At 46.5% G+C, this 18872-nt stretch carries 17 protein-coding genes; 12 read left to right on the top strand and 5 right to left on the bottom strand.

Annotation, left to right across the window (positions count from 1 at the left end; genetic code table 11):
- Nucleotides 1-42: 42 nt before the first annotated feature.
- Genes ACJMNB_RS10385 through ACJMNB_RS10375 form a run of 3 tightly spaced genes read right to left on the bottom strand, consistent with a single transcriptional unit; the run spans nt 43 to nt 978 of the window.
- The gene (locus ACJMNB_RS10385; RefSeq protein WP_405342225.1) at nt 43-321 is read right to left on the bottom strand and encodes a type II toxin-antitoxin system YafQ family toxin; all 279 of its coding nucleotides are present in this window, start codon (nt 319-321) and stop codon (nt 43-45) included.
- A complete protein-coding gene (locus tag ACJMNB_RS10380; RefSeq protein WP_405342158.1) occupies nt 321-593 on the bottom strand; it encodes a type II toxin-antitoxin system RelB/DinJ family antitoxin in 273 nt (90 codons plus the stop codon). Before ACJMNB_RS10380 ends, ACJMNB_RS10385 begins: the two co-directional genes overlap by 1 nt.
- A 4-nt stretch (nt 594-597) precedes the next feature.
- Entirely contained in the window at nt 598-978 is a 381-nt protein-coding gene (locus ACJMNB_RS10375; protein WP_405342156.1) for a hypothetical protein, read from the bottom strand.
- Between the two features lie 268 nt (nt 979-1246).
- Between ACJMNB_RS10375 and ACJMNB_RS10370 the strand changes: the two genes are divergently transcribed.
- Genes ACJMNB_RS10370 through ACJMNB_RS10345 form a run of 6 tightly spaced genes read left to right on the top strand, consistent with a single transcriptional unit; the run spans nt 1247 to nt 6223 of the window.
- On the top strand, nt 1247-1402 hold the full coding sequence (locus ACJMNB_RS10370; RefSeq protein ID WP_405342154.1) for a hypothetical protein: 156 nt from the start codon (nt 1247-1249) through the stop codon (nt 1400-1402).
- 2 nt (nt 1403-1404) lie between these two features.
- Complete coding sequence (locus ACJMNB_RS10365) at nt 1405-2016, top strand: hypothetical protein (protein ID WP_405342152.1); 612 nt, start codon at nt 1405-1407, stop codon at nt 2014-2016.
- Between the two features lie 50 nt (nt 2017-2066).
- A complete protein-coding gene (locus ACJMNB_RS10360) occupies nt 2067-2999 on the top strand; it encodes a DNA-methyltransferase (RefSeq protein ID WP_405342150.1) in 933 nt (310 codons plus the stop codon).
- The gene (locus ACJMNB_RS10355; protein WP_405342148.1) at nt 2986-3732 is read left to right on the top strand and encodes a hypothetical protein; all 747 of its coding nucleotides are present in this window, start codon (nt 2986-2988) and stop codon (nt 3730-3732) included. Before ACJMNB_RS10360 ends, ACJMNB_RS10355 begins: the two co-directional genes overlap by 14 nt.
- A 41-nt stretch (nt 3733-3773) precedes the next feature.
- Complete coding sequence (locus ACJMNB_RS10350; RefSeq protein WP_405342146.1) at nt 3774-4784, top strand: hypothetical protein; 1011 nt, start codon at nt 3774-3776, stop codon at nt 4782-4784.
- Nucleotides 4781-6223, top strand: a complete 1443-nt coding sequence (locus tag ACJMNB_RS10345; protein WP_405342144.1) for a hypothetical protein — start codon at nt 4781-4783, stop codon at nt 6221-6223. Before ACJMNB_RS10350 ends, ACJMNB_RS10345 begins: the two co-directional genes overlap by 4 nt.
- A gap of 154 nt (nt 6224-6377) precedes the next feature.
- On the opposite strand, the gene ACJMNB_RS10340 is transcribed toward ACJMNB_RS10345, so the two are convergent.
- On the bottom strand, nt 6378-6998 hold the full coding sequence (locus tag ACJMNB_RS10340; RefSeq protein ID WP_405342142.1) for a GNAT family N-acetyltransferase: 621 nt from the start codon (nt 6996-6998) through the stop codon (nt 6378-6380).
- A 275-nt stretch (nt 6999-7273) separates the two neighbouring features.
- Here ACJMNB_RS10340 and ACJMNB_RS10335 point away from each other — a divergent pair, with 275 nt between their 5' ends.
- From ACJMNB_RS10335 to ACJMNB_RS10315, 5 genes are all read left to right on the top strand, one after another.
- A complete protein-coding gene (locus ACJMNB_RS10335; RefSeq protein WP_405342140.1) occupies nt 7274-8587 on the top strand; it encodes an SGNH/GDSL hydrolase family protein in 1314 nt (437 codons plus the stop codon).
- Nucleotides 8588-8691: 104 nt separating this feature from the next.
- The gene (locus tag ACJMNB_RS10330; protein ID WP_405342138.1) at nt 8692-10605 is read left to right on the top strand and encodes a formylglycine-generating enzyme family protein; all 1914 of its coding nucleotides are present in this window, start codon (nt 8692-8694) and stop codon (nt 10603-10605) included.
- A gap of 5 nt (nt 10606-10610) precedes the next feature.
- The gene (locus tag ACJMNB_RS10325) at nt 10611-11609 is read left to right on the top strand and encodes a histidine phosphatase family protein (RefSeq protein WP_405342136.1); all 999 of its coding nucleotides are present in this window, start codon (nt 10611-10613) and stop codon (nt 11607-11609) included.
- A gap of 117 nt (nt 11610-11726) precedes the next feature.
- Nucleotides 11727-13433: an Ig-like domain-containing protein gene (locus tag ACJMNB_RS10320; RefSeq protein ID WP_405342134.1), complete on the top strand. Its 1707-nt coding sequence runs from the start codon at nt 11727-11729 to the stop codon at nt 13431-13433.
- A gap of 54 nt (nt 13434-13487) precedes the next feature.
- On the top strand, nt 13488-15425 hold the full coding sequence (locus tag ACJMNB_RS10315) for a hypothetical protein (protein WP_405342132.1): 1938 nt from the start codon (nt 13488-13490) through the stop codon (nt 15423-15425).
- A 77-nt stretch (nt 15426-15502) separates the two neighbouring features.
- Here the strand turns inward: ACJMNB_RS10315 and ACJMNB_RS10310 are convergent, their stop codons facing one another.
- Nucleotides 15503-16351: a TIGR02147 family protein gene (locus ACJMNB_RS10310; protein ID WP_405342130.1), complete on the bottom strand. Its 849-nt coding sequence runs from the start codon at nt 16349-16351 to the stop codon at nt 15503-15505.
- Nucleotides 16352-16523: 172 nt separating this feature from the next.
- Here ACJMNB_RS10310 and ACJMNB_RS10305 point away from each other — a divergent pair, with 172 nt between their 5' ends.
- Nucleotides 16524-18839: an Ig-like domain-containing protein gene (locus ACJMNB_RS10305; protein ID WP_405342128.1), complete on the top strand. Its 2316-nt coding sequence runs from the start codon at nt 16524-16526 to the stop codon at nt 18837-18839.
- Nucleotides 18840-18872 lie beyond the last annotated feature (33 nt).

The following is an 18872-nucleotide window of genomic DNA, read 5'->3' as shown; positions in this document are numbered from 1 at the left end:
GTGGAAAGATAGTCAAATTTGGGGGGATGTCAATGTGTACGGCTATTTTCCAAACAGATCGGAATGGGTTCCTGTATCCACAAGGGTGAGTGTCAGGATTCCTTGGTTCTTTCTGTAGCACAAGAGCCAGTTGGGACGGATGTGAAGTTCTCTTGTTCCTGCGAAAACGCCAGAGAGTTCGTGGTCGTGATATTTCTCGTCAAGAATTTGATCTGTTCTGAGTATCTCGACAATGGATTTGAGTTCTTCTAACGGGAGTCCGCGCTTTTTGCAAAGCTTGTAGCTCTTTTTAAAACGATTGGTCCAGATAACTTCGTAAATCATTTGTCAAGATCCGCCCACATTTCGTTCATATCCTTATAGCGTTTTGCCTTCGGGTCGGCTTCAAGCTTTTTCGCTTCTTCAATAGCTTCGAGAAGTTCGCTAGAGTGCTTTGGATACTTCACTTCAAAGGGGAGGCCTTGTTGAAGCACCACTTGTCGTAAGAACATAGAAAATGCCTGAGACATGGAAAGCCCCAAACCCTCAAGGAGTTTGGTTGCCTTGTTGTTCAGTTCGGCGTCTATGCGAAAGTTTTTGGCAATGGTGCTCATGCCCCTAAATATATATTTTGTTGATGGTATGTGCAAGTGTTTGATTGCGATTTCTTGCGATTGCTTTACAAATTGTGCTCTTGATAGCATATTTTTCCTCATTTTTTACTCCTAGAAAACAAAAAAGCCGACCTTTGCTATATAAAAACGCCCAATTTACTGGGGATATAACAAAAAGTCGGCTTTTTAAGTCGTTGATGGCTTGTAGTCGGATTTCCGCTACCGTTGCCTGTTGGTGGTAATATACAAAAATTATGACTGTCAAATTTTCCTTGACGACCGCTTTTTCGTGTGAAGGGGGAATGCTCTTAAGATCCCCATTTACCCCGCCTGCCCATCCCAGTTGTCGCAAAATATACGACAACTGGAAGGTCCCCGTAATCATATGTGCAAAAGTTGCATGTGTGAGCAAGTCACAATTTGTGACCGGTTCCCGATTTTACAAGATTTTTGTGTCCAAAGTCGCATTTTGCGACTTTGGAGATATCGGTAATTCAGCTGTACTCCTAAATTTGTAAGGAATCCTTTCAAGTTGATTTTTCTTCATTTTTGTCATTTTTTGCCATTTTCAATTGCTATTTTGTGGTGTGAACAAAAGCGCCATGTTGACAATTGAGCTTTCAAAACTTATTTTTAAGAAGAGGACTAAAATTATGGCAGTGGCAATAAGATCCATACCTACACTTCAGGGGGAAGACGCAGAGCGTTTTCTCAAGGAAGCCGATTATGCCGAAAAGAACGAGCGTAAACAGGATTTTGGCGATAAAATCCTGCTCGTTAGGAATTTCCTCCGCGAACAGGGTTTCTAGACATGACTCTTGTCGAATTCTTGAACCGATGCTCTTTTGCTCGGCTTTCTCCGGAATTGTTGCAAAATTGCAAACCCTTTAGATGCGGGAATGAAGACCTTGACGAATTTTTCAGAGAAGATTTCCGTTTATATGGCGAAAAACTTCTAGGCAAAACTTATGTCTTTCGGCTAAGGGATAATCCTGAAATTATTGTTGCTGCATTTACGATATCGAATGATTCGATTCGTATTAAACAACTTGCTCCCGAAGACAAGGTGAAGATAGAGTATGTTACCGAAAATGGCGAGAAAAACCTTCGTCGTTATCCCGGTGTTTTGGTTGGTCGCTTGGGGACGAATATTGAATTTGCAAAACAGGGTTTTGGCTCCGCAGTAATGGACTTTATTAAAGCTTGGTTCCGTAGCGATGAGAACAAGACCGGCTGCCGGTTTATTATTGTTGATGCGGTCAACAAACCAGATGTCGTTCGTTATTATCAGAAGAATTACTTCAAATTTCTGTATAGTTCCGAAAATAACGAAGCCCGGGCACTTGGAGTCAATATAAAACTGCTTGGCGAAAAACCATTACACACTCGGCTGATGTATTTTGATCTGATTGATATTAAATAAAATAAAATAAAATGTCATATAATGACATTTGAAATATCTATTTTTATATCATGAAATCTCTTGCAAATAATATCTATTCTTGTTTCAAAAGGAAAGGCGAATTCTCGCTTAAGGATGCTTATTCAGAATATTTTGATAAACCAAAAGAAACTGTTCGTGCGAGAATATATGACAATCTTGGAATAAAGTTTGAACGTGTTGGGAAAGGTCTATACAAAACCATTGATGGGGATGAAAGCTGTGTTTTGATAGAAGGTGATGGTCGTGATTTGTCAATGCTAGAGGATTCATCAATAGACTGTATTTTGACGGATCATCCTTGGTTAGACAAAAAATCAAACCGTGGTGGCGATAGAAATTTTGCAACCTATGATTGTTTTAAATATACGTTAGATGATTTTAAGGAAAAAACTCGTGTTTTAAAAGACGGTTGTTTCCTTGTTGAAATACTTCCTGCAGAGAATGAAAATAACTTTGATTATCTTTATCAAATAAAAAAATATGCCGAAGAGTGCGGATTGCTTTATTATTCAAAGGTCACCTGGAAAAAAGGTGGTTTCGTTAGCAATACTGGGCGTAAATCAAAAAATAGTCAAGACGTCATGATTTTTTCAAAAGGGAAGGCTAGACCCTTAAGATTTGATGTGAAAAAGACTAGAGAAACAGGTGTTGAGCAATTTATGAGCGGAACCACGAGAATGTTGCCGACAATGTTTGACGTACCTCCTGTTTCTTCAAAAGACAAAATTCACCAAAGTGAACTTCCCCTATCTTTATGCGAACAAATCCTGAAATTTGTAACATTGCAGGGGGAAATTGTTTTGGACTCTTTTGCTGGAAGTGGTGTCGTTGGTGAAGCTGCCTTAAATTTGAAGCGAAATTGTATTTTGATAGAACTTGATCATAAAAATGTTATTAAAATTAGAGACAGATTTGCTAATAATCTGTATTTTAAAGAGGTTTATTGGAATGAAGCAATATGAAGCGGTGGAGCAGACGCTGGAAAGTCTTGGTGGCGTTGCGACCCTTGGACAGTTGAATCAAGAAGTTCTAAAAATAAAGGACTGTGAGTGGAAAACTAAAACGCCATTTGCTTCTATTCGCCGAATTGTTCAAACAGATGATAGAATATACCGAGTCAAACCTGGTTTGTGGGCTTTAAAAGCTTTTAAAAAGGAACTAGAAGAAAAAGGAATTCTTGTAGAAACAGAAAAGAACAAAAACTCACAGGAAATCAAAGAATTTAACCATTCTTATTATCAAGGTCTTTTACTAACTATTGGCAATCTAAAGGATTTTAAAACATTTGCTCCAAACCAAGATAAGAATAAGCTGTTTGTAAATGAAAAACTAGGCGATTTACGAACGTTAAGTCGTTTGCCTGAATATTCCTACAAACATTTTGTTGCGAGAAGTTCCACCATAGATGTGATATGGTTTAATGAACGTGAAATGCCGGACTCGTTTTTTGAGATAGAACATTCTACAGATATTCAAAACTCTTTGGAAAAATTCAATGACTTGCGAGATTTTTATGCAAAGATGTATATCGTTGCAGATGAAAATCGCTTTGCCGAGTACGAGAAAAAGATGGAATACACTTCTTTTTCGGTGCTGAAAAAAGAGAAAAGGGTGTCATTCCTAAATTATCGTGATTTGGAAAGACAATATAATCAGGTGATAGAATGGCAATCGATGCAAACTATTATTTTGTAAAATTGATTTGGTTGTGTAGACGTTTCATAAGCATTTGAGGAATGGATAATATAATGGCTAAAAGTCGCCGTGCAAATTCCGTCTTATTTGGCTTTGATTTCCAGGTCAATGCTGCTATTGTTTTAATGCTTGAAAATATGAAAGAGATGAATTCCTTGCGGTTGGAAAGCGACTTGGAGGACGTAGAAATCTTTTTGTCAAATGGTAAAAGTATTTTGGCTCAAGCAAAAGCAGTAGAAAAAAGTAGCTCTGATTTTACAAATGTTCGAGCAAATTTGAAAAAAGCATTGGAATCTTTGTCAGAAGGTGCCCATAAGGGAAATGTTGAAAAACTTATTTTGATAACAAATTCTCCGAATCCTTTAAATGATGAGGATTCTAGAAGTGTATTTTATGGCGAGGCTCATCGTTCGTACTCATCCTTGCCGGATTCTGCAAAGAAAATAATTGATGATTATCTTTCCAAAATAACAAATCCACTCAATAAAGATGATTTCCTTATACAAGTTTTACCTTTTGAGACAGATGATGAGAATGAACGATATAAAGTTGTTTATCAAAAAGTAAATGAATTTGTAAATCCAATTTTAAATGGGCAAGGAAAAGAACTTTTAAACATATGGTTTGAAAGTATTTTTGACAATGGAAGTAAAAAGGATTCCTCTATAGTTTTGTCGAAAAAAGCAATCGTGTGGCCTTTAATAGTTTTGGCTACAGATGTTCAAAAATCAATAAGTAAAATTATTGAGGTGTTTGAATTAGATGACGGTCAAGTAAATGATGTTATTCGTAAATATAAAGATTTAATAGATTATTCTTGTGAAAAATATGAGTTCACAACAAAGGTTTTATCTGATTTTATAGATTTTAAAAAAAATAATCATGAAACCACGGTGTGTAGAGATTTTGCCAATAACTATTGTTCACAATATCGCTGCGTCTTAAGCCTTGAAGACAATGAAGAAAATAATACTGTAACGAAAATCATTTTGTATTTGATTGTGGTTAATCGATATGATGTTGACCGTATAAAGGAGGTGGCAAACTTATGATTTTTCTAAAACTTGCCATACAAGAAGGTCTTTTTTCTCGGACAATTGATTTTTCTACACAAGAAAATTTAATATATAGTCAAAAAAATACTAAAGGTAAAACAACCTTGATGAGATGGTTGTTGTTTGCGTTGGGATTTAATATTCCGAATACAAAGGGAATAAATTTTTCGAAAAATGAGTCCTTGTTGACTATCAAGAAAGATGATGGAGAAGAAATAACTCTGTCAAGACATTCTCAACAATCAATTCAAGTTGTTAAGCCAAATGAAGAGATAACTTTTGTTTTGCCGGAACAGCAAGCAGAACTTCACCAGATTATATTTGGAATTCAAAATGCTGAAGTCCTTGAAAATTTGTTGGGAACATTTTATGTAGACCAAGAAAAAGGTTGGACCTTGTTAAATCGTGGCGTTGTTGTTGGAAATGTCAGGTTCAATATAGAGAGTTTTATTCGTGGAATATCAGGTGTTGATTGCTCTTCGCTGCTTAGTAAAGCGAAAATCCTTTCTGGGCAGTTAAGTAAATATAGACAGATGTATAATGTCGCTGATTATAAAGAAAAAATACAAAAAGATAGTGGAAGCGTAGTTCCCGATAACTATGATGAATCTGTTGATAGCTCACTTAATATTCTTCTGGCTCAATTAGAACAAAAAAAGAGGGAACTTCAACAAGTTGATAAGGTCTTAGGTGAAAATAAAAGATTTAAGAAGTTTATTTCAAATATTAGGCTAAGAGTTTTAGTTGGCAAAGAAGAAATAGAGGTGACTGAGGACAAAATTGTTGGCTTAAATGATTCCGTAGATTATCTTGTTGCCAAAAGAAAGATTATTTCAACCGAGTTTAAAAAAATATCAAAAAAAATAGAGGAATATAGGAAACAGAAGTTTGGAAAAGAAGGAAATACTTTTTTTGATGACACTAGCATATTAAGGGAATTTGATAATAGAATTTCAAAATTACCTCTGAACCCAGTTGTTATAAAAAATAAAATTGATCAACTTCATAAAGAATTGACAGATGTTAGGAAATCTATTTCCGAAAGGACGAAAAATAGCAATCGTGTTCCGCTTGAAATTTCCGCAGAGATGATTAAATATGCAACAGAATTAAATTTGGGTGGCGATAAGAAAATTTCAAGTTCTTATATATTTACTTCAAATTTAAAAGAACTCTCTGGAGCTGTGTTGCATAAAACTGTTTTTGCATTTAAATTGGCGTATATAGCTGCTGTGAAAAAATACCTAAATATAAAATTGCCAATAATGTTAGATTCGCCGAGTGGAAAAGAAGTCGATAGAGACAATATTCAATTGATGATAAATGTTTTAAAACGAGATTTTTCGGATCATCAAATAATTGTCGCGTCGATTTATAACTATAGCGGTTTTGACAACGCTAATGTTATTGAAATAAGAAATAGACTTATCGAATAATTATTTTGCGTTAGGGATAGTGACCCCTTGGGGACGAGACTAGCGTAGCGAGGCTCGGTTTTAACAGAAATGCGGTCGGTTTGGTTAAATCGGCCGCATTTCGTTAAAATATAGCCCGACCCGGCGCATTTTGTGCCGGGGAACGCTCTATGTTCTAGAACAATTGCCCAGGCAGCTTGAGTTTTTCTTTAGGCGGGAATTCCGCGTCGAATTGCTCGAATGCTTCGGGGTTCTGGTCTGCGACAAAGTAGCCTTCTGGGTCGTGGTACGAACCGGTGATTCCGTCCAAGAAATCGATGTCCAGTTCCTTGCACAAGAAGTAGGTGGCTTCCGGGTCGTCGGCGTAGCGGATTCCCTTGGTGAGGGCGGGCACAAAACCGCTCTTGCCGTAGAAATCGATGTTGCCCACGATGAGCAGGCAGCCGGCTCCCATCTTTTTCGCGAGTTCCATGGAATGGTCCAGGAGGATTTTCCCGTAGCCTTTCCGCTTGAAGTCGGGGCGAATGCTGATGGGCCCGAAGGTCATCATCTTGATTTTGCGACCGTCATCGGCGTCGATGTGCGACCATGCGTACATCACGTGCCCGACGATTTCTCCGTCGACTTCCAGGATGAGCGAAAGTTCCGGGATGAAATCGGGATTGTTCCTGTAGCAGTGAAGCACATAATGCTCAGTGCAGCCGGGACGGTAGACGTTCCAGAATGCTTCGCGGGTGAGGTTTTCGATTGCTTTAAAATCGCACGGCTGTTCCGTGCGGATGGTGTAATTTTTCATTGTTTATCTCCAGTTTAATTTTTACGGTTTGGCAAAAATTACCTTGGAAGACAGCCTAGGAAAAGTCTCCCAAGGCCTTAAACAATGAACCAAGATTTACTAGATAACATCCAGTCTCCGTTAAAAGTACAATCCAAATATACAATGTTTTGGCCGAAATGGAAAGGCGTTTTGTTGAACCGGGTGCAACGTTTTTGCGCTTTGGGCGAGAAAATTAGGGCGCGCGATTTGTTCGGAATATATTTTTAAAGCGTTGTTTGAAAATTGGAGTGTATATGGGATGTTTCACTTTTAAGAATGTTGGTGCTGCCGCTGTGGTTTGTGGAGCGGTGGCGCTTGCCGGGACTTCGGCTTTTGCGATTACCCCGAACAAGTTGGTTTCGGGTGGACTCCCTGCGTATACGGGGGCTACCACGACGGATTACCTGACGGATGGTTACTTGACCAACTGGAAAAGTAGCAACGCCAAGGAGATCGCCTTGAATGTGGGCGAGGGCCCGAAAAAGCTCTTGATCAACTGGGAATCTTTTGGCGATTGTGCCTGGGCGACCGATTTTACGAGCGGTTGCGGGCATACCGGTGTGGCACTTTCGAATTTCAAGATTTTGACTTCGGCGAATTCGACGGATGGCTCTGACGGCGACTGGATCGAGGCGGCGAGCATCGTGAATAACCCCGTGATGGCCCGCGGCGTAGAAATTGACTTTGCCGGAAAATCCTGGTTCAAGTTCGTGAGCGAGGGCGAGGTCGGGCAGATTCTCGAAATCGAGGCCTTCGACATGAGCGCGGGCGGAACCGACACTTGGTTCTTTATGGGCACAAGCATTAGCCAGATGGGTATCAAGCAGCAAGATACGGACTCGACGACGGCGCAGCTGATTCATGCCCGATTCCCGGCGTATACGCCGGCCATGCTCCGCGGCGGTATCGGGTGCATTAACAGCACCGAGGTTGTGGAGCATTTGAGCGAATATCTGGAATACGCGGGCAACGTGAAATTCTGGGCCATCGAAATGGGCACGAACGATGCCTGGGGCGGTGGCGATTGGAATCTGCAAACCTACGTAGACAACTTGCAGACGATTATCGATTCTGCTAAAGCCCACGGGATTACTCCGGTGATTGCCCGCATTATCGCGACGGATTCTTCGAAGGCGGGCTGGCAAATTAACCCGGCGTTCTTGGAGGCGGTAGACAAGCTCGTCGCCGATAACGGATTGCCGCAGGGCCCGGATTTTTACGGATACTTCAAGGAACATCCGGAATTGCTCGGCAGCGATGGCGTGCACCCGAATGCAGATGGCGGCGGCCAGGCAATGCATCACTTGTGGGCCGAGGCGCTTTCACCCCTTTACGCAGTGGGCGATACTGCGGAACCTGTTTTGCCTGGGGATAGTACTGCGACGGATTCGAGCTCGGTGCGCCTTGTTCGCATTGATGCCCCGCGCGGAGAATCAGTCACCGTGGGCGTGTTTGATTTGAACGGTCATTATCTGGGCATTTCTTGGCAAAATCTCCCGCAGGGTCGCTACATCGTGCGCCAAAAGGTGCAAGGCCGGATTGTGAACAAAGTTCTTTTGAAAAAATAACCTGTGGACATGGTTGTCCACAGCAAAAGAAAATATACGGTCAGCCTCAAAGCGTTAGAACATATATTTAGAACGGGTTATGGTTTTGCTTGACGGAGGTGCCTATGTATAAGCATTTCCCGGGTGTTATAGCGGTTACTTTTATCGCCGGGATGTTTGGAGGTTGCTCGGAATCGCCCGAAAGTGGGTTAACTCCCCCCACCGAGGGTGATTCCTCAGCAACGAATTTTCCGGATTCGTCAAACGCTGATTCTCTTCAAGAAATCAGTTCCGAAACCGCTTTCAGCGCAGGCGACACCCATTCTTCGAGCGGACACACTGCAACAAGTTCATCGGACGTCTTTTTCGTTAGCTCCTCCTCGTCTGGTGAACTTGCAGTCCCCCCAGTTTCATCAAGTGGAACCGGATTTTCATATATTGCACCTGCAAATTTTTCCGACACTGTAAACGGCGTCTTATTCGACATGATTCATGTTCCGGGAGGCACGTACACGCGCGGCTGTGATGACTGTGCCGAACAGGACAAGATTTACGAGACTCCTTCGCACAAGGTGACTGTTGATGCGTACCATATTGCATCCACCGAGGTTACTGTCGGGCAGTGGAACGCTGTGATGAACGGCAAGAAAAATGCATGGGAATCGGACAAGGCTCCGAAAATCGGTGTCAGTTGGTTCGATGCGAACGGATTTGCCTGCAAACTCGGGCAATTGACCGGACATCAGTACCGCCTGCTCACCGATGCCGAATGGGAATTCGCTGCGCGGGGCGGTAAAGATGGTGTTGCCGACAAATTTAAGTTCTCGGGCGGCAATACGGTCGATGAAGTGGCTTGGTATTCCGAGAATAGCGGTGGCAAGGCGCACGATGTGGCGACCAAGAAGCCGAACAAGCTCGGACTTTACGACATGAGCGGCAACTCGTGGGAATGGGTGTATGACTGGCTTGTGGGTTATACTTCGGGTGACAAGGTGAATCCGGTGCAGCTTACTGGTTCGGGCAATAAAACCAGGCGCGGTGGCAGTTATGGCGAGCCCGCAGAATTCGCGCGCGTCAGCCGCAGGGCTATTCGCAGTCGTGACGGTGCTGCCGACATGGGATTCCGTATCGGGATGTCAACCGAACTCCCGCCGGGAATGGTAAGTCCCTGTGAAGCGGCGAATCCTTCTGCTGCTGCATGCCAAGGCGATAAAAACCGTGATTGCCGCCTGATTACTGCGGCCGACGAGGCTTGGATAAGCGATGACTATACGGTTGTTATTGGTGAAGACGGTGTCGCTGCAGTTTCGGGATTCCCGAATGTTTCGGGACAGTGGTACACCCTCAATAACCGCAGTTTCAATGTGGTCACCAAGAGCGGTACCAAGACGTATGCCTACTACGTTTTCAGTCAGGATGAACTCACCATGATAAGCGATGACGGAATTCCGTACCGCCTATACCGTCGCGCCGCAAGCGAGGCGAAGAACAAGGTGACACTCTCTTCGGTAACGAACCCGAAAACGCTGGAGCAACTGATTGCCGCGGTGGAGCCGGAGCGGCTCGTGACCGACGAACAACTGGCCCATCCCGATACGAGCGTGCGTGACCCGCGCATTGCGGCGGCTAGCGGATACACCTGGTTCTTTGACGGGCGCTGCTGTGGCGGCAACCACAAGTACCGTTTCCATCTGGACAAGAGCGGCGATGCTGAATTCGTTGTGATGGACTACGACGATACGCATCACGAAAACATTCTCGCGAAAGGGCGTTGGTTTACTGTCGGCAACATCGGGCTTCACATCGTTCTGAACGGCAAGTACTTCAACTACCTCTACACTGCAGGCGAACGCACCATGAGCTACAGCGAGTATATGCCTGCGGGGCCAATTTTCTGTCATATCTCGTTCCAAAGTTACGAACGCGGGGACTTCCGCATATTCAACAAGACTCTTTTTGACGATAATATCAAGCGTCCGCGCGGATTCAACGGCGAAAATCCGGTGTACGAGGCTGGCGAATACCAGTGGGGGTCGTAATGCGCATGCGGTTTACATCCTTTTCTGTAGTGTGCATTGCGATGTCCGCTGTGTTAATCGCGTGTGACGATTCTGATTCTGTATCGGGCGCGCAATCCTCTAATATTGAATCGAGCTCGTCGGCCCTTCCGGTTTCTTCAAGTGTGCGTCAGTCGCCCGGGCTATCGTCCGCCGCGCCAGAGTCAAGTTCTTCGCTCTCGGCGCATGACCTGCCGGAATCTTCTGCGATGGAGTCGTCCTCTTCGGTAGAACTGTCCTCTTCGTCGGTGAACGTGCAAAGCGTTGCTCTTGACAAGGACGGTTTCGCGACAGTCTCTGACGTGTACAATAGCTTGCTGCCCGAAGAAAAGGCGGTATTCATCATACGCCATTCCGAGCGCGAAGATGCCGTGACGATGGAAACGGAGCTTACCTCGAACGGAGTCAAGATGGCGCAGGATCTTGGCAAGACCCTGAAAAGCGACGAGGAGTTCTCTTACATTACTTCGGGATTTGTGCGCACGAACGAGACCGCAAACAATATTTCAAAAGGCCGTGGAGAGTCAACTCTTCCCAAACTCATTACGAATTACGACATCACGGGGAACTGGTTCCTGAAAATTTCTGCAGATTCCCTTGCAAGGCATGCGGATGCGCTCGGCCTAAAAGGAAGTTCTGTTGAACTTATGGCACGCTGGGCATACGAAGGCGGTTATCCCGAAGTTTTCTATGGACTGGAATCCCGCGCAGAAGAATTCATTCAGACCGTTGTCCTGAAGAATCTGCCGAAGTGGAAACGCGTGAGCATTATGGTTTCTCACGACATTTTCGTGATGCCCTTGGCTGTTTTTGGTTCGCAACAGAAGGTTGCGCTCAAGTATCACGAAGACTATCACTGGATCAATTACATCGCGGGCCTAGCCGTCATTGTCGGCACGGACAACAGCATGCGTTACATTCCCGTAAAGGGTACTGATTCCGGTATTATTGATTACCTGGCAATCTACATGAAGCGTAGTCCATAGACAACGTTTAATTCCGTTGCCTATGGACTTTTTGCTTTTTCGGATATATTTTTATGAAAAAGGGATGGCTAATTCGTCATTCCGGCCTTTGGGCTGGAATCTAATAAGGGATGTCTTATGGGATTTGGTTTAAGTAAGAAGGGGACGGTATCGGCACTTTGCCTAACAGTGTTTGGAGTAATTGGGGCGGGTGCCGAACCGTTAGCCTTTCCTGAGGCGCTGGGCTTCGGGGCTAACGTGACTGGTGGCCGTGGCGGCAGTGTTTACCATGTGACGAACCTGAACGATGAAGGAACGGGCTCCTTCCGCGATGCGGTGAGCCAAGGCAACCGCATTGTTGTTTTTGATGTGGGTGGCATTATCAACATCAAGACGGCGGTTTCTATCAAGAGTAATATCACGATTGCGGGGCGGACGGCGCCGGGCGAGGGTATCGCTATTCATGGCGGCAAACTCAGTACCGGCAAGCAAAGCAACATCATCATTCGCTATTTGCGCATTCGACCGGGTGAAAATACTGCCTCTGAAAAAGATGACGGTCTGAACCTTTACGATTCCAAGAATGTCATTGTGGACCACTGCTCGGTGGAACTTGCCCCGTGGAACAACTTTGGCGGAAGTTCCGACAACAAAGATTATCGCGTGACGGGTATTACCGTGCAGAATTCGCTGATTGCAAATCCCATTGGCCAGCAGTTCGGTGCGCATATTGAATCGGTGGATGGCACTTGGGCATGGTATTACAATGCTTTTGTCAACACCCACAATCGCAATCCGCTGGACAAGATTAATGACGTCTTTATAAACAATATCCTCTACAATTTCGAGGCGGGCTACACGACCCATACAAGCACGCATTTTAATCACGATATCGTAAATAACTATTTCGTTTATGGGCCGGCGGGCAAAAATGAATGGTTCCAGGTGGACAAAAACCAGAGCATTTATGCCAGCGGCAACATGATTGACAAGAATCGCGATGGCGTTTTGAATGGCGAACCGTCTAGCATTTACTACTACCAGGGTGCAGGCGAGGAACTTTCGAAACCTTGGAACGAACTGACGACGACGGGACCTGTGATGAGCGCGGCTTCGGCTTGGCGTTACGTGACGTCGCAGAGCGGTGTGTTGCCTTACGACGATATTGATTCGTTGGTTTGGTCTCAGGTGAATACGCTTGGAAAGGCGGGTGCGCTGGTAAAGAGCGTGGGCGCAATGGGGATTAAGACCAATAACGGTTGGGGCGAAGTGATTGCAGGAACTGCCGCGAAGGACTCCGATAAAGACGGCATGCCGGATTACTTTGAAGAGGCCATGGGCTACGATGTCAATAAAGATGACGCGATGACCAAGGAAAGCGATGGTTATGTGCGCATTGAAAAGTACATCAACTGGCTCGGCGCTTCGCATATGCATATTTCGGACGAGGCCTCCCGCGATTTTGACTTGCGCGCTATTACGCAAGGCTTCCAAACGGTAAAGCCGACTTATAGCGTGACTGCTGCGGAGAATGGGACTGTCGATTTGCAGAATGATGGCTACACGGCCCGCTTCACGCCGAAGGCTGATTTCAAGGGACTCGCCTCGTTCAAGTACACTGTCAAGGGCAATGACAATACGGAATATACGGGCCGCGTCGAAGTGCTTGTAGAGAAGGCTGTTGTTGCAGATTCTGCAAAGCAGGATTCTTCGGGTACAACGCGATTGGTTGAAAAGCCTCGCCTTCGCGCAGGGACGAAAACGATTGGAATTTTCGACTTGAATGGTCGCCACGTTGTCCGCGGACAACGCAAAACTATCGTGAGGCTCCCCTATTTGAAATAGCGTGTATAGATTTATAATCGCGGATTCTGGTGGTTCGGAACCGCAAAGGATTGGATGATGTTTAGGAATAAAAAACTGCTTATTGCAGCTGGTTTTGTGGCGTTGCTTGGCGTAGATAGCCTTGCAGCAAACGGGGATGCCTACACGTGGCCTGGTTACAGGTCTGATTTGGATTACGACACCAAATCGAATTTAGGTGAAATCAAGCCCCCTACAAAGTTCAACAATGATTGCCCCGGTGTGGCCGGCAAAAAGGCCGGTAAGTGGTGGGCGTTCTACTGGGGGGGCGATCGTGACAGCCGCATTACCGATGTCACCATCGATTCTATCCTTAAAAAGTACGACACAGATTTCAGCTACCTTTACGATTCCTTGGGCTGGGCTCCTGATGCTCAGGCTCAGGAGGGGCAGTACAGCGCCATTTACTATTACGGCTCGGGTACCTGCGCAGGAGGCGATAAAACCGATACCACGGGCGGTTGGCAAACGTGGGTCGCGGGCTATACGGCGGTTGCGGCGTCGTTCTATCCGCTCTACAGTTTCAATACGAGTTGCCCTTATCGCGATCGCGTGGCGCAAATGGACGCGATGATTCATGAGGGTATCCATTCCATGACGAACGGGTACCCTGGCGCAAAGGATGCTCACTGGTTTCAGGAGGCGGGCAATACTTGGATTCAGCAGGATATGTTCAGCCATAGGGATGGCGTTTACAGTGGTATGGGATTCCTGAATGCGGCAACGCTCATCGCACCCTTCATGCCGATTGAAACTTATTCGGGATGGCTGATTGACGGCACGTTCGGTGGTCCGGGCGGCGGCGCGGACAATGGAGGTGTTACAGGCAAGAACCAGCGCTCGCTTCTGGGCGGTGCGCAGTACAGCAACATTTTCCCCACATTCCTGGGAACATGGCTCGGTACGGGCTCTGTGCGCTGGATTTACGGGAATGCGTATGGCAAGACAAAGTACCTGCTTGAAACCTATGCTCTCGACAAGGGCCTTGGCGTAGCGGGCGTGCGTCGCCTGATTACGGAATTCCGCGCAAGGCTTGCCCTGCTCGATATGAAAAAGTGGTCGAACGAAATCAAGAGCCTGCTGAACCAGAATTTTGGGAGCAATACCTACTGGGAACAGGATTACTGGGATAACGGCAAGTACAGCTATACCTGGAAAATGACGCCTTACCAGACCGTGACGGCGAGCGGCGAATACCTTGTGCCGAACCAGGATATTACTCCGGGGTGGTCGGGCGCGAACTACATCCCGCTCAAGGTGCAGAGCGGTGCCAAGCAGGTAACAGTCAGTTTCTACCCGAACGGCAGCAATTCGAACAACACCAACATGAATTTCTTGATTTGCTACCGCGCGACAGACGGTACGCCGGTGTACAGCGAACCCATTACCGGCGAGGGTTCGGTGACGCTCCGCCTCGACAAGGCGCCGTCTTCGACAGGCGGGACGCAGATGGTTTTTGCGGTTGTCGTGAATACTGACTATCAATATACAGGCAACACGGATATTCGAAAGAAACATTTCGACTACAAGCTGAAACTTGAAGAAGGAATCAGCGGTGCTGGCGACGCGTACACCAAGTACTATAACGACTTCAAGCTGGATTATGCCTGGCCCGAAATTGGTGCCTCGGAGCCTGAATCTTCTAGCTCCCAGATTCCGACAAGCTCTAGCAGCGAGAATATTACGGGAATGATTGTTCTTAGAGATGGACTCAAGGGCCCTGCTACGCATATGAATCTTGTGTACGGGAATGGTTTTGTGGATGTCCAGTACATGCTCCCGCAAAACGATAAGGTGAAAGTCAGCCTGTTTACCGGATTCGGGGCGCTTGTCGGTCAGAAGATCGTGGGCGAGCAGGGGATGGGTGCTCACTCGTTTGCGTTTGATATGCACGGGATGCCTCGGGGGACCTACATTGTCAAGGTGTCGACCGGTAGCTATCGCGAGGCAAAGGCAATTTCGATTCTAAAGTAACAGGCTTGACCAAACACAAACCAAACAGGTGCTCCGGCGAATGTCGGGGCGCCTTTTTGTATGAAATTTTGGGGAAGTTATTTTCCGCCGACAGGGAACAGTGCGAACTGTAGCTGGAAAACCTTGTCGCTTTCTTTGTCTTCTTCGGCAATGAGCGCAATTTCTTTGCGGAATGCGTTAATGCGTTCTACGATGCGCTCATAGCCTTCTTGGCTGATTCCGAGCGTGAGGCCCGAAATATGGCGGCTGCCGGGCGGGTCGCGGTCGATAGAATCGGCGGCAAGCTTTAGGCAATGCTGGTGGAACCCGCGCAGAGCAAGCTTCGATGTGCGATCACCCGTGGTAATCGCACTTTCGGTCAGCACATATTTGCCTTTTTCGTCTTTTTTGATAAGCTTGCATTCTTCAAGCAGCTGAACCGATTTCTTTGCTTCGTCGGCGGTGATTTTGGGGTGCACCTGTTTGGCGAGTGCTTCGTAGTCGCCGTCAAAGCCGAACATGCCGATTAAACTGCGGATTGTCAGGTGACGCCAATGCGAATACACCATGTACTGCGCGTGACCTAAAATATGCTGTTTTTCGGCGAAACGGGCCACTTTGAGGGCTGCCTGCATTTCTTCGAAAGCGGAATTGCGTTCGTCGGTGGTTGCGGCCTGGTTGAATTTGACGAGCTCGATGAAAAATTCGGTTTCGTGCTTGCCGAGCCGCAGTCCAGATGCTACCTTGGGAATGCTTTGGTTCGAAAGGTTCTTTTCGCCGTTCATGACGCGGCTAATGAAATCTTTTGCCTTGAAACCGATTCTGTCAGAAAATACGCGGAGCGAAAAGGCGGGGTTAGCCTCTTTTTTCTGATTGTAATAGTCTTTCAAAAATTCCCGGTAATCCAGGTATTCGAAGACTTTTTTTGTCGGTTTCTTTTCGCTCATACCCTAAATCTAAGAAAAAAGATTAAAAAAAGGTATACAAACGTTGTGTTTTCGTTGTCTTGGAACAACGCTAAATTGGGTGCTGTGTAAAAATTGCTTTGAATTTGGGGGCGCGAAATTTAGATTATAGATAGGGGAAGAACAGTAATGGATATATAGAATAGAGGATAATATGGGTGTAAAAGTGTTTGGTAAACTAACGTTGGCGAGCGTTGTCTCGCTTTTGGGAATTTCTGCAGTGCAGGCTGCTGTCCCTGCGACAGAAGTGGTGACTCTCCCTTCTGATGCCGCTTATGGTGGTGGCGATAAAATTGGCTCACAGCTGATTGCTGCGACATATAACGCAGGCGAAGGTCCGGGTATTTGGATTGTGGCCGACGGTGGTTACAGACTTTACCACAATGGAGCCTTGCTCGCCGAAGATAATCAGGCGGGCCGCGTGCGCTTTGTGCCGATGACATTCCTCCCGGGCGAAAATGCTATTTCGGTAGTGGGCGTGAACGGCAAGGGTGCCCCCGGCGTTATGGTGCAAATTGACGATCTCGATAAATCTTACTATTCCGGCAGTGGCTGGAAATCAAAGCCCAGCGTAGGCAACGCCTCTTGGAAAAACAAGGGTCGTGACCTTAGCCAGTGGGGTGGCGCTACGGCTCTCAGCTATTCTAGCGACAAGCTCCCGAGCGGTGGCGAGTTGAAGGGCTTTGCCGCGAATACGCAGGCTAAGTGGATTTGGACTTCTGCAGAGACGGATCCGACGGCAGTGCTGCTTTATACCTTCTACGTGAAGGCCGAAGGTTTCGGCGCTTCGACAACGGGTGGCGATGCCGGCCAGATTGTAATCGCGAGTGATTCCGCCAGCATCCGCAAGCATTTGCAGAGTGGCGATGCGGTGACGATTCTAGTTCCTGAAGGAACTTACGACTTCAGGCGTTTCAGAAACGCCGTGACTGAAGCCAAGAGCAAGAGCCGCACTTGGTGTAAAAAGACTTGCGACGAAAAGAATGCGGTTACGGGCAAGACCAATACGTTCTACCGCATTACCTTTAAGGCAAATAGTTGCGCCGACTTGAACGAAAGCGGTGTGCAGATTGTGCAAGAAAGCGAAAACTTGCAGCAGTGGGAAAACTGGATCACGACTAAGCCGAACAAGAGTCTTGTCGGTATGGGCCGTGGCGCCAATTTGCGCGGAGCTTCAATCGCAATTCGCAGCAATGAAGGCTCCTACAACCATGTTTACCGCAACCTCGCTATTTACGACGTGAACCCGCATTTGATCGAAGGTGGCGATGGCCTTGAAACCGTCGGTACGGCATCAAAGCATGTCAATAAGTTCTGGGCTGACCATATCAGCTACAAGTGGATTAGCGATGGCATGGACATGGAATTCCTGGACAATGCTACCATTAGCTATCTGGATTTTGACGGTGCCAACGAATACAACTGCTGGGGTACGGACCCCTACATGGCTCTTGTGGAAGATGCCCACTTGACTTATGCCAACAACTACTGGCATAATACTTATGGCCGTGTGCCCAAGGTAACGGGTGAAAACAACGGCTCGCAGGTGCATTTGTATAACCAGTATGTGGATTACAACCGATTCTTTGTGGCGGGCGCAAATGGCCATAGTGCAAATGCCAAGGCTTATGTGCGCTACGAAAACAGCTACATCGATAACGGCAACGGTTACCTCGCCGAATGGGGCGACTATGGCTATGTGTACTTTAGCGGAGTAACGCTGGGCGGCAAGACCAAGCAACAGCACCGCTACAATGGTACCGTTACCAGTGGCATTCCGCAGGCAGAAACTTTCACGCCGAGTTACAGCTTTGAAAAGCGCACGGTGGCAAACCTCCCGAAAGAAATTCCGACCCTCTCGGGTGTGGGTGGCCGCTACGGCAAAATGCCTGAATACAACCAGGGCTTTGGCCAGAGCAATAAGGCTGCAAGTGTGTCGCTCTCCGCGCCGACCGCTGGTGCAAAATTTGACGCAGGCAAATCGGTCACTTTGAAGGCTGACGCCAAGGATAACGACGGTACCGTGAAGAGTGTGGCATTCTATGTGGGCAATACGCTGGTCGGAACCGCTACCTCCTCGCCGTATCAGGTAGAAGTTAAGGATCTTGAAGGCGGTACGCATTCCGCAGTCGCCGTCGTGACAGATAATTCTGGACTCACTTGGATGTCTCCCTTCGTGACGTTTACGGTGGAAGGCACGCTGAGTTCAAGCTCTGTAAGCGAATCCTCGTCGAGCGAGGTTGCGGAATCCAGTTCCAGCGCCGAAGCAATCTCTAGCAGCGGCACCACCGCAATTGCCTCTCGAGCAAGCCTCGCGACGGAAGCTGAAACCGGATTCTACCGCATTTTTGACTTGCAAGGGCGCCCGCTGTTCGCAGGCTTCCAAAAGCCTGCGAAGATGCCCGCTACGCGGGTCATGGTGGTGGAATACACCACCGCGGGCAAGGTTAAACGTCGTTACTTGGAATAAGACTACCTTTTTTAGAAAAACTTGATTATATTG

This window comes from Fibrobacter sp. (assembly GCF_045131395.1).
Lineage (GTDB): Bacteria > Fibrobacterota > Fibrobacteria > Fibrobacterales > Fibrobacteraceae > Fibrobacter.
This window is presented reverse-complemented; position numbering and strand designations above follow the sequence as displayed.

Coding starts and splice junctions, on each gene's coding strand:
- ACJMNB_RS10325 (WP_405342136.1), top strand. CDS start 10,611: ATGCGGTTTACATCCTTTTCTGTAGTGTGCATTGCGATGTCCGCTGTG.
- ACJMNB_RS10320 (WP_405342134.1), top strand. CDS start 11,727: ATGGGATTTGGTTTAAGTAAGAAGGGGACGGTATCGGCACTTTGCCTA.
- ACJMNB_RS10315 (WP_405342132.1), top strand. CDS start 13,488: ATGATGTTTAGGAATAAAAAACTGCTTATTGCAGCTGGTTTTGTGGCG.
- ACJMNB_RS10370 (WP_405342154.1), top strand. CDS start 1,247: ATGGCAGTGGCAATAAGATCCATACCTACACTTCAGGGGGAAGACGCA.
- ACJMNB_RS10335 (WP_405342140.1), top strand. CDS start 7,274: ATGGGATGTTTCACTTTTAAGAATGTTGGTGCTGCCGCTGTGGTTTGT.
- ACJMNB_RS10350 (WP_405342146.1), top strand. CDS start 3,774: ATGGATAATATAATGGCTAAAAGTCGCCGTGCAAATTCCGTCTTATTT.
- ACJMNB_RS10305 (WP_405342128.1), top strand. CDS start 16,524: ATGGGTGTAAAAGTGTTTGGTAAACTAACGTTGGCGAGCGTTGTCTCG.
- ACJMNB_RS10310 (WP_405342130.1), bottom strand. CDS start 16,351: ATGAGCGAAAAGAAACCGACAAAAAAAGTCTTCGAATACCTGGATTAC.
- ACJMNB_RS10345 (WP_405342144.1), top strand. CDS start 4,781: ATGATTTTTCTAAAACTTGCCATACAAGAAGGTCTTTTTTCTCGGACA.
- ACJMNB_RS10355 (WP_405342148.1), top strand. CDS start 2,986: ATGAAGCAATATGAAGCGGTGGAGCAGACGCTGGAAAGTCTTGGTGGC.
- ACJMNB_RS10380 (WP_405342158.1), bottom strand. CDS start 593: ATGAGCACCATTGCCAAAAACTTTCGCATAGACGCCGAACTGAACAAC.
- ACJMNB_RS10330 (WP_405342138.1), top strand. CDS start 8,692: ATGTATAAGCATTTCCCGGGTGTTATAGCGGTTACTTTTATCGCCGGG.
- ACJMNB_RS10360 (WP_405342150.1), top strand. CDS start 2,067: ATGAAATCTCTTGCAAATAATATCTATTCTTGTTTCAAAAGGAAAGGC.
- ACJMNB_RS10340 (WP_405342142.1), bottom strand. CDS start 6,998: ATGAAAAATTACACCATCCGCACGGAACAGCCGTGCGATTTTAAAGCA.
- ACJMNB_RS10365 (WP_405342152.1), top strand. CDS start 1,405: ATGACTCTTGTCGAATTCTTGAACCGATGCTCTTTTGCTCGGCTTTCT.
- ACJMNB_RS10375 (WP_405342156.1), bottom strand. CDS start 978: ATGATTACGGGGACCTTCCAGTTGTCGTATATTTTGCGACAACTGGGA.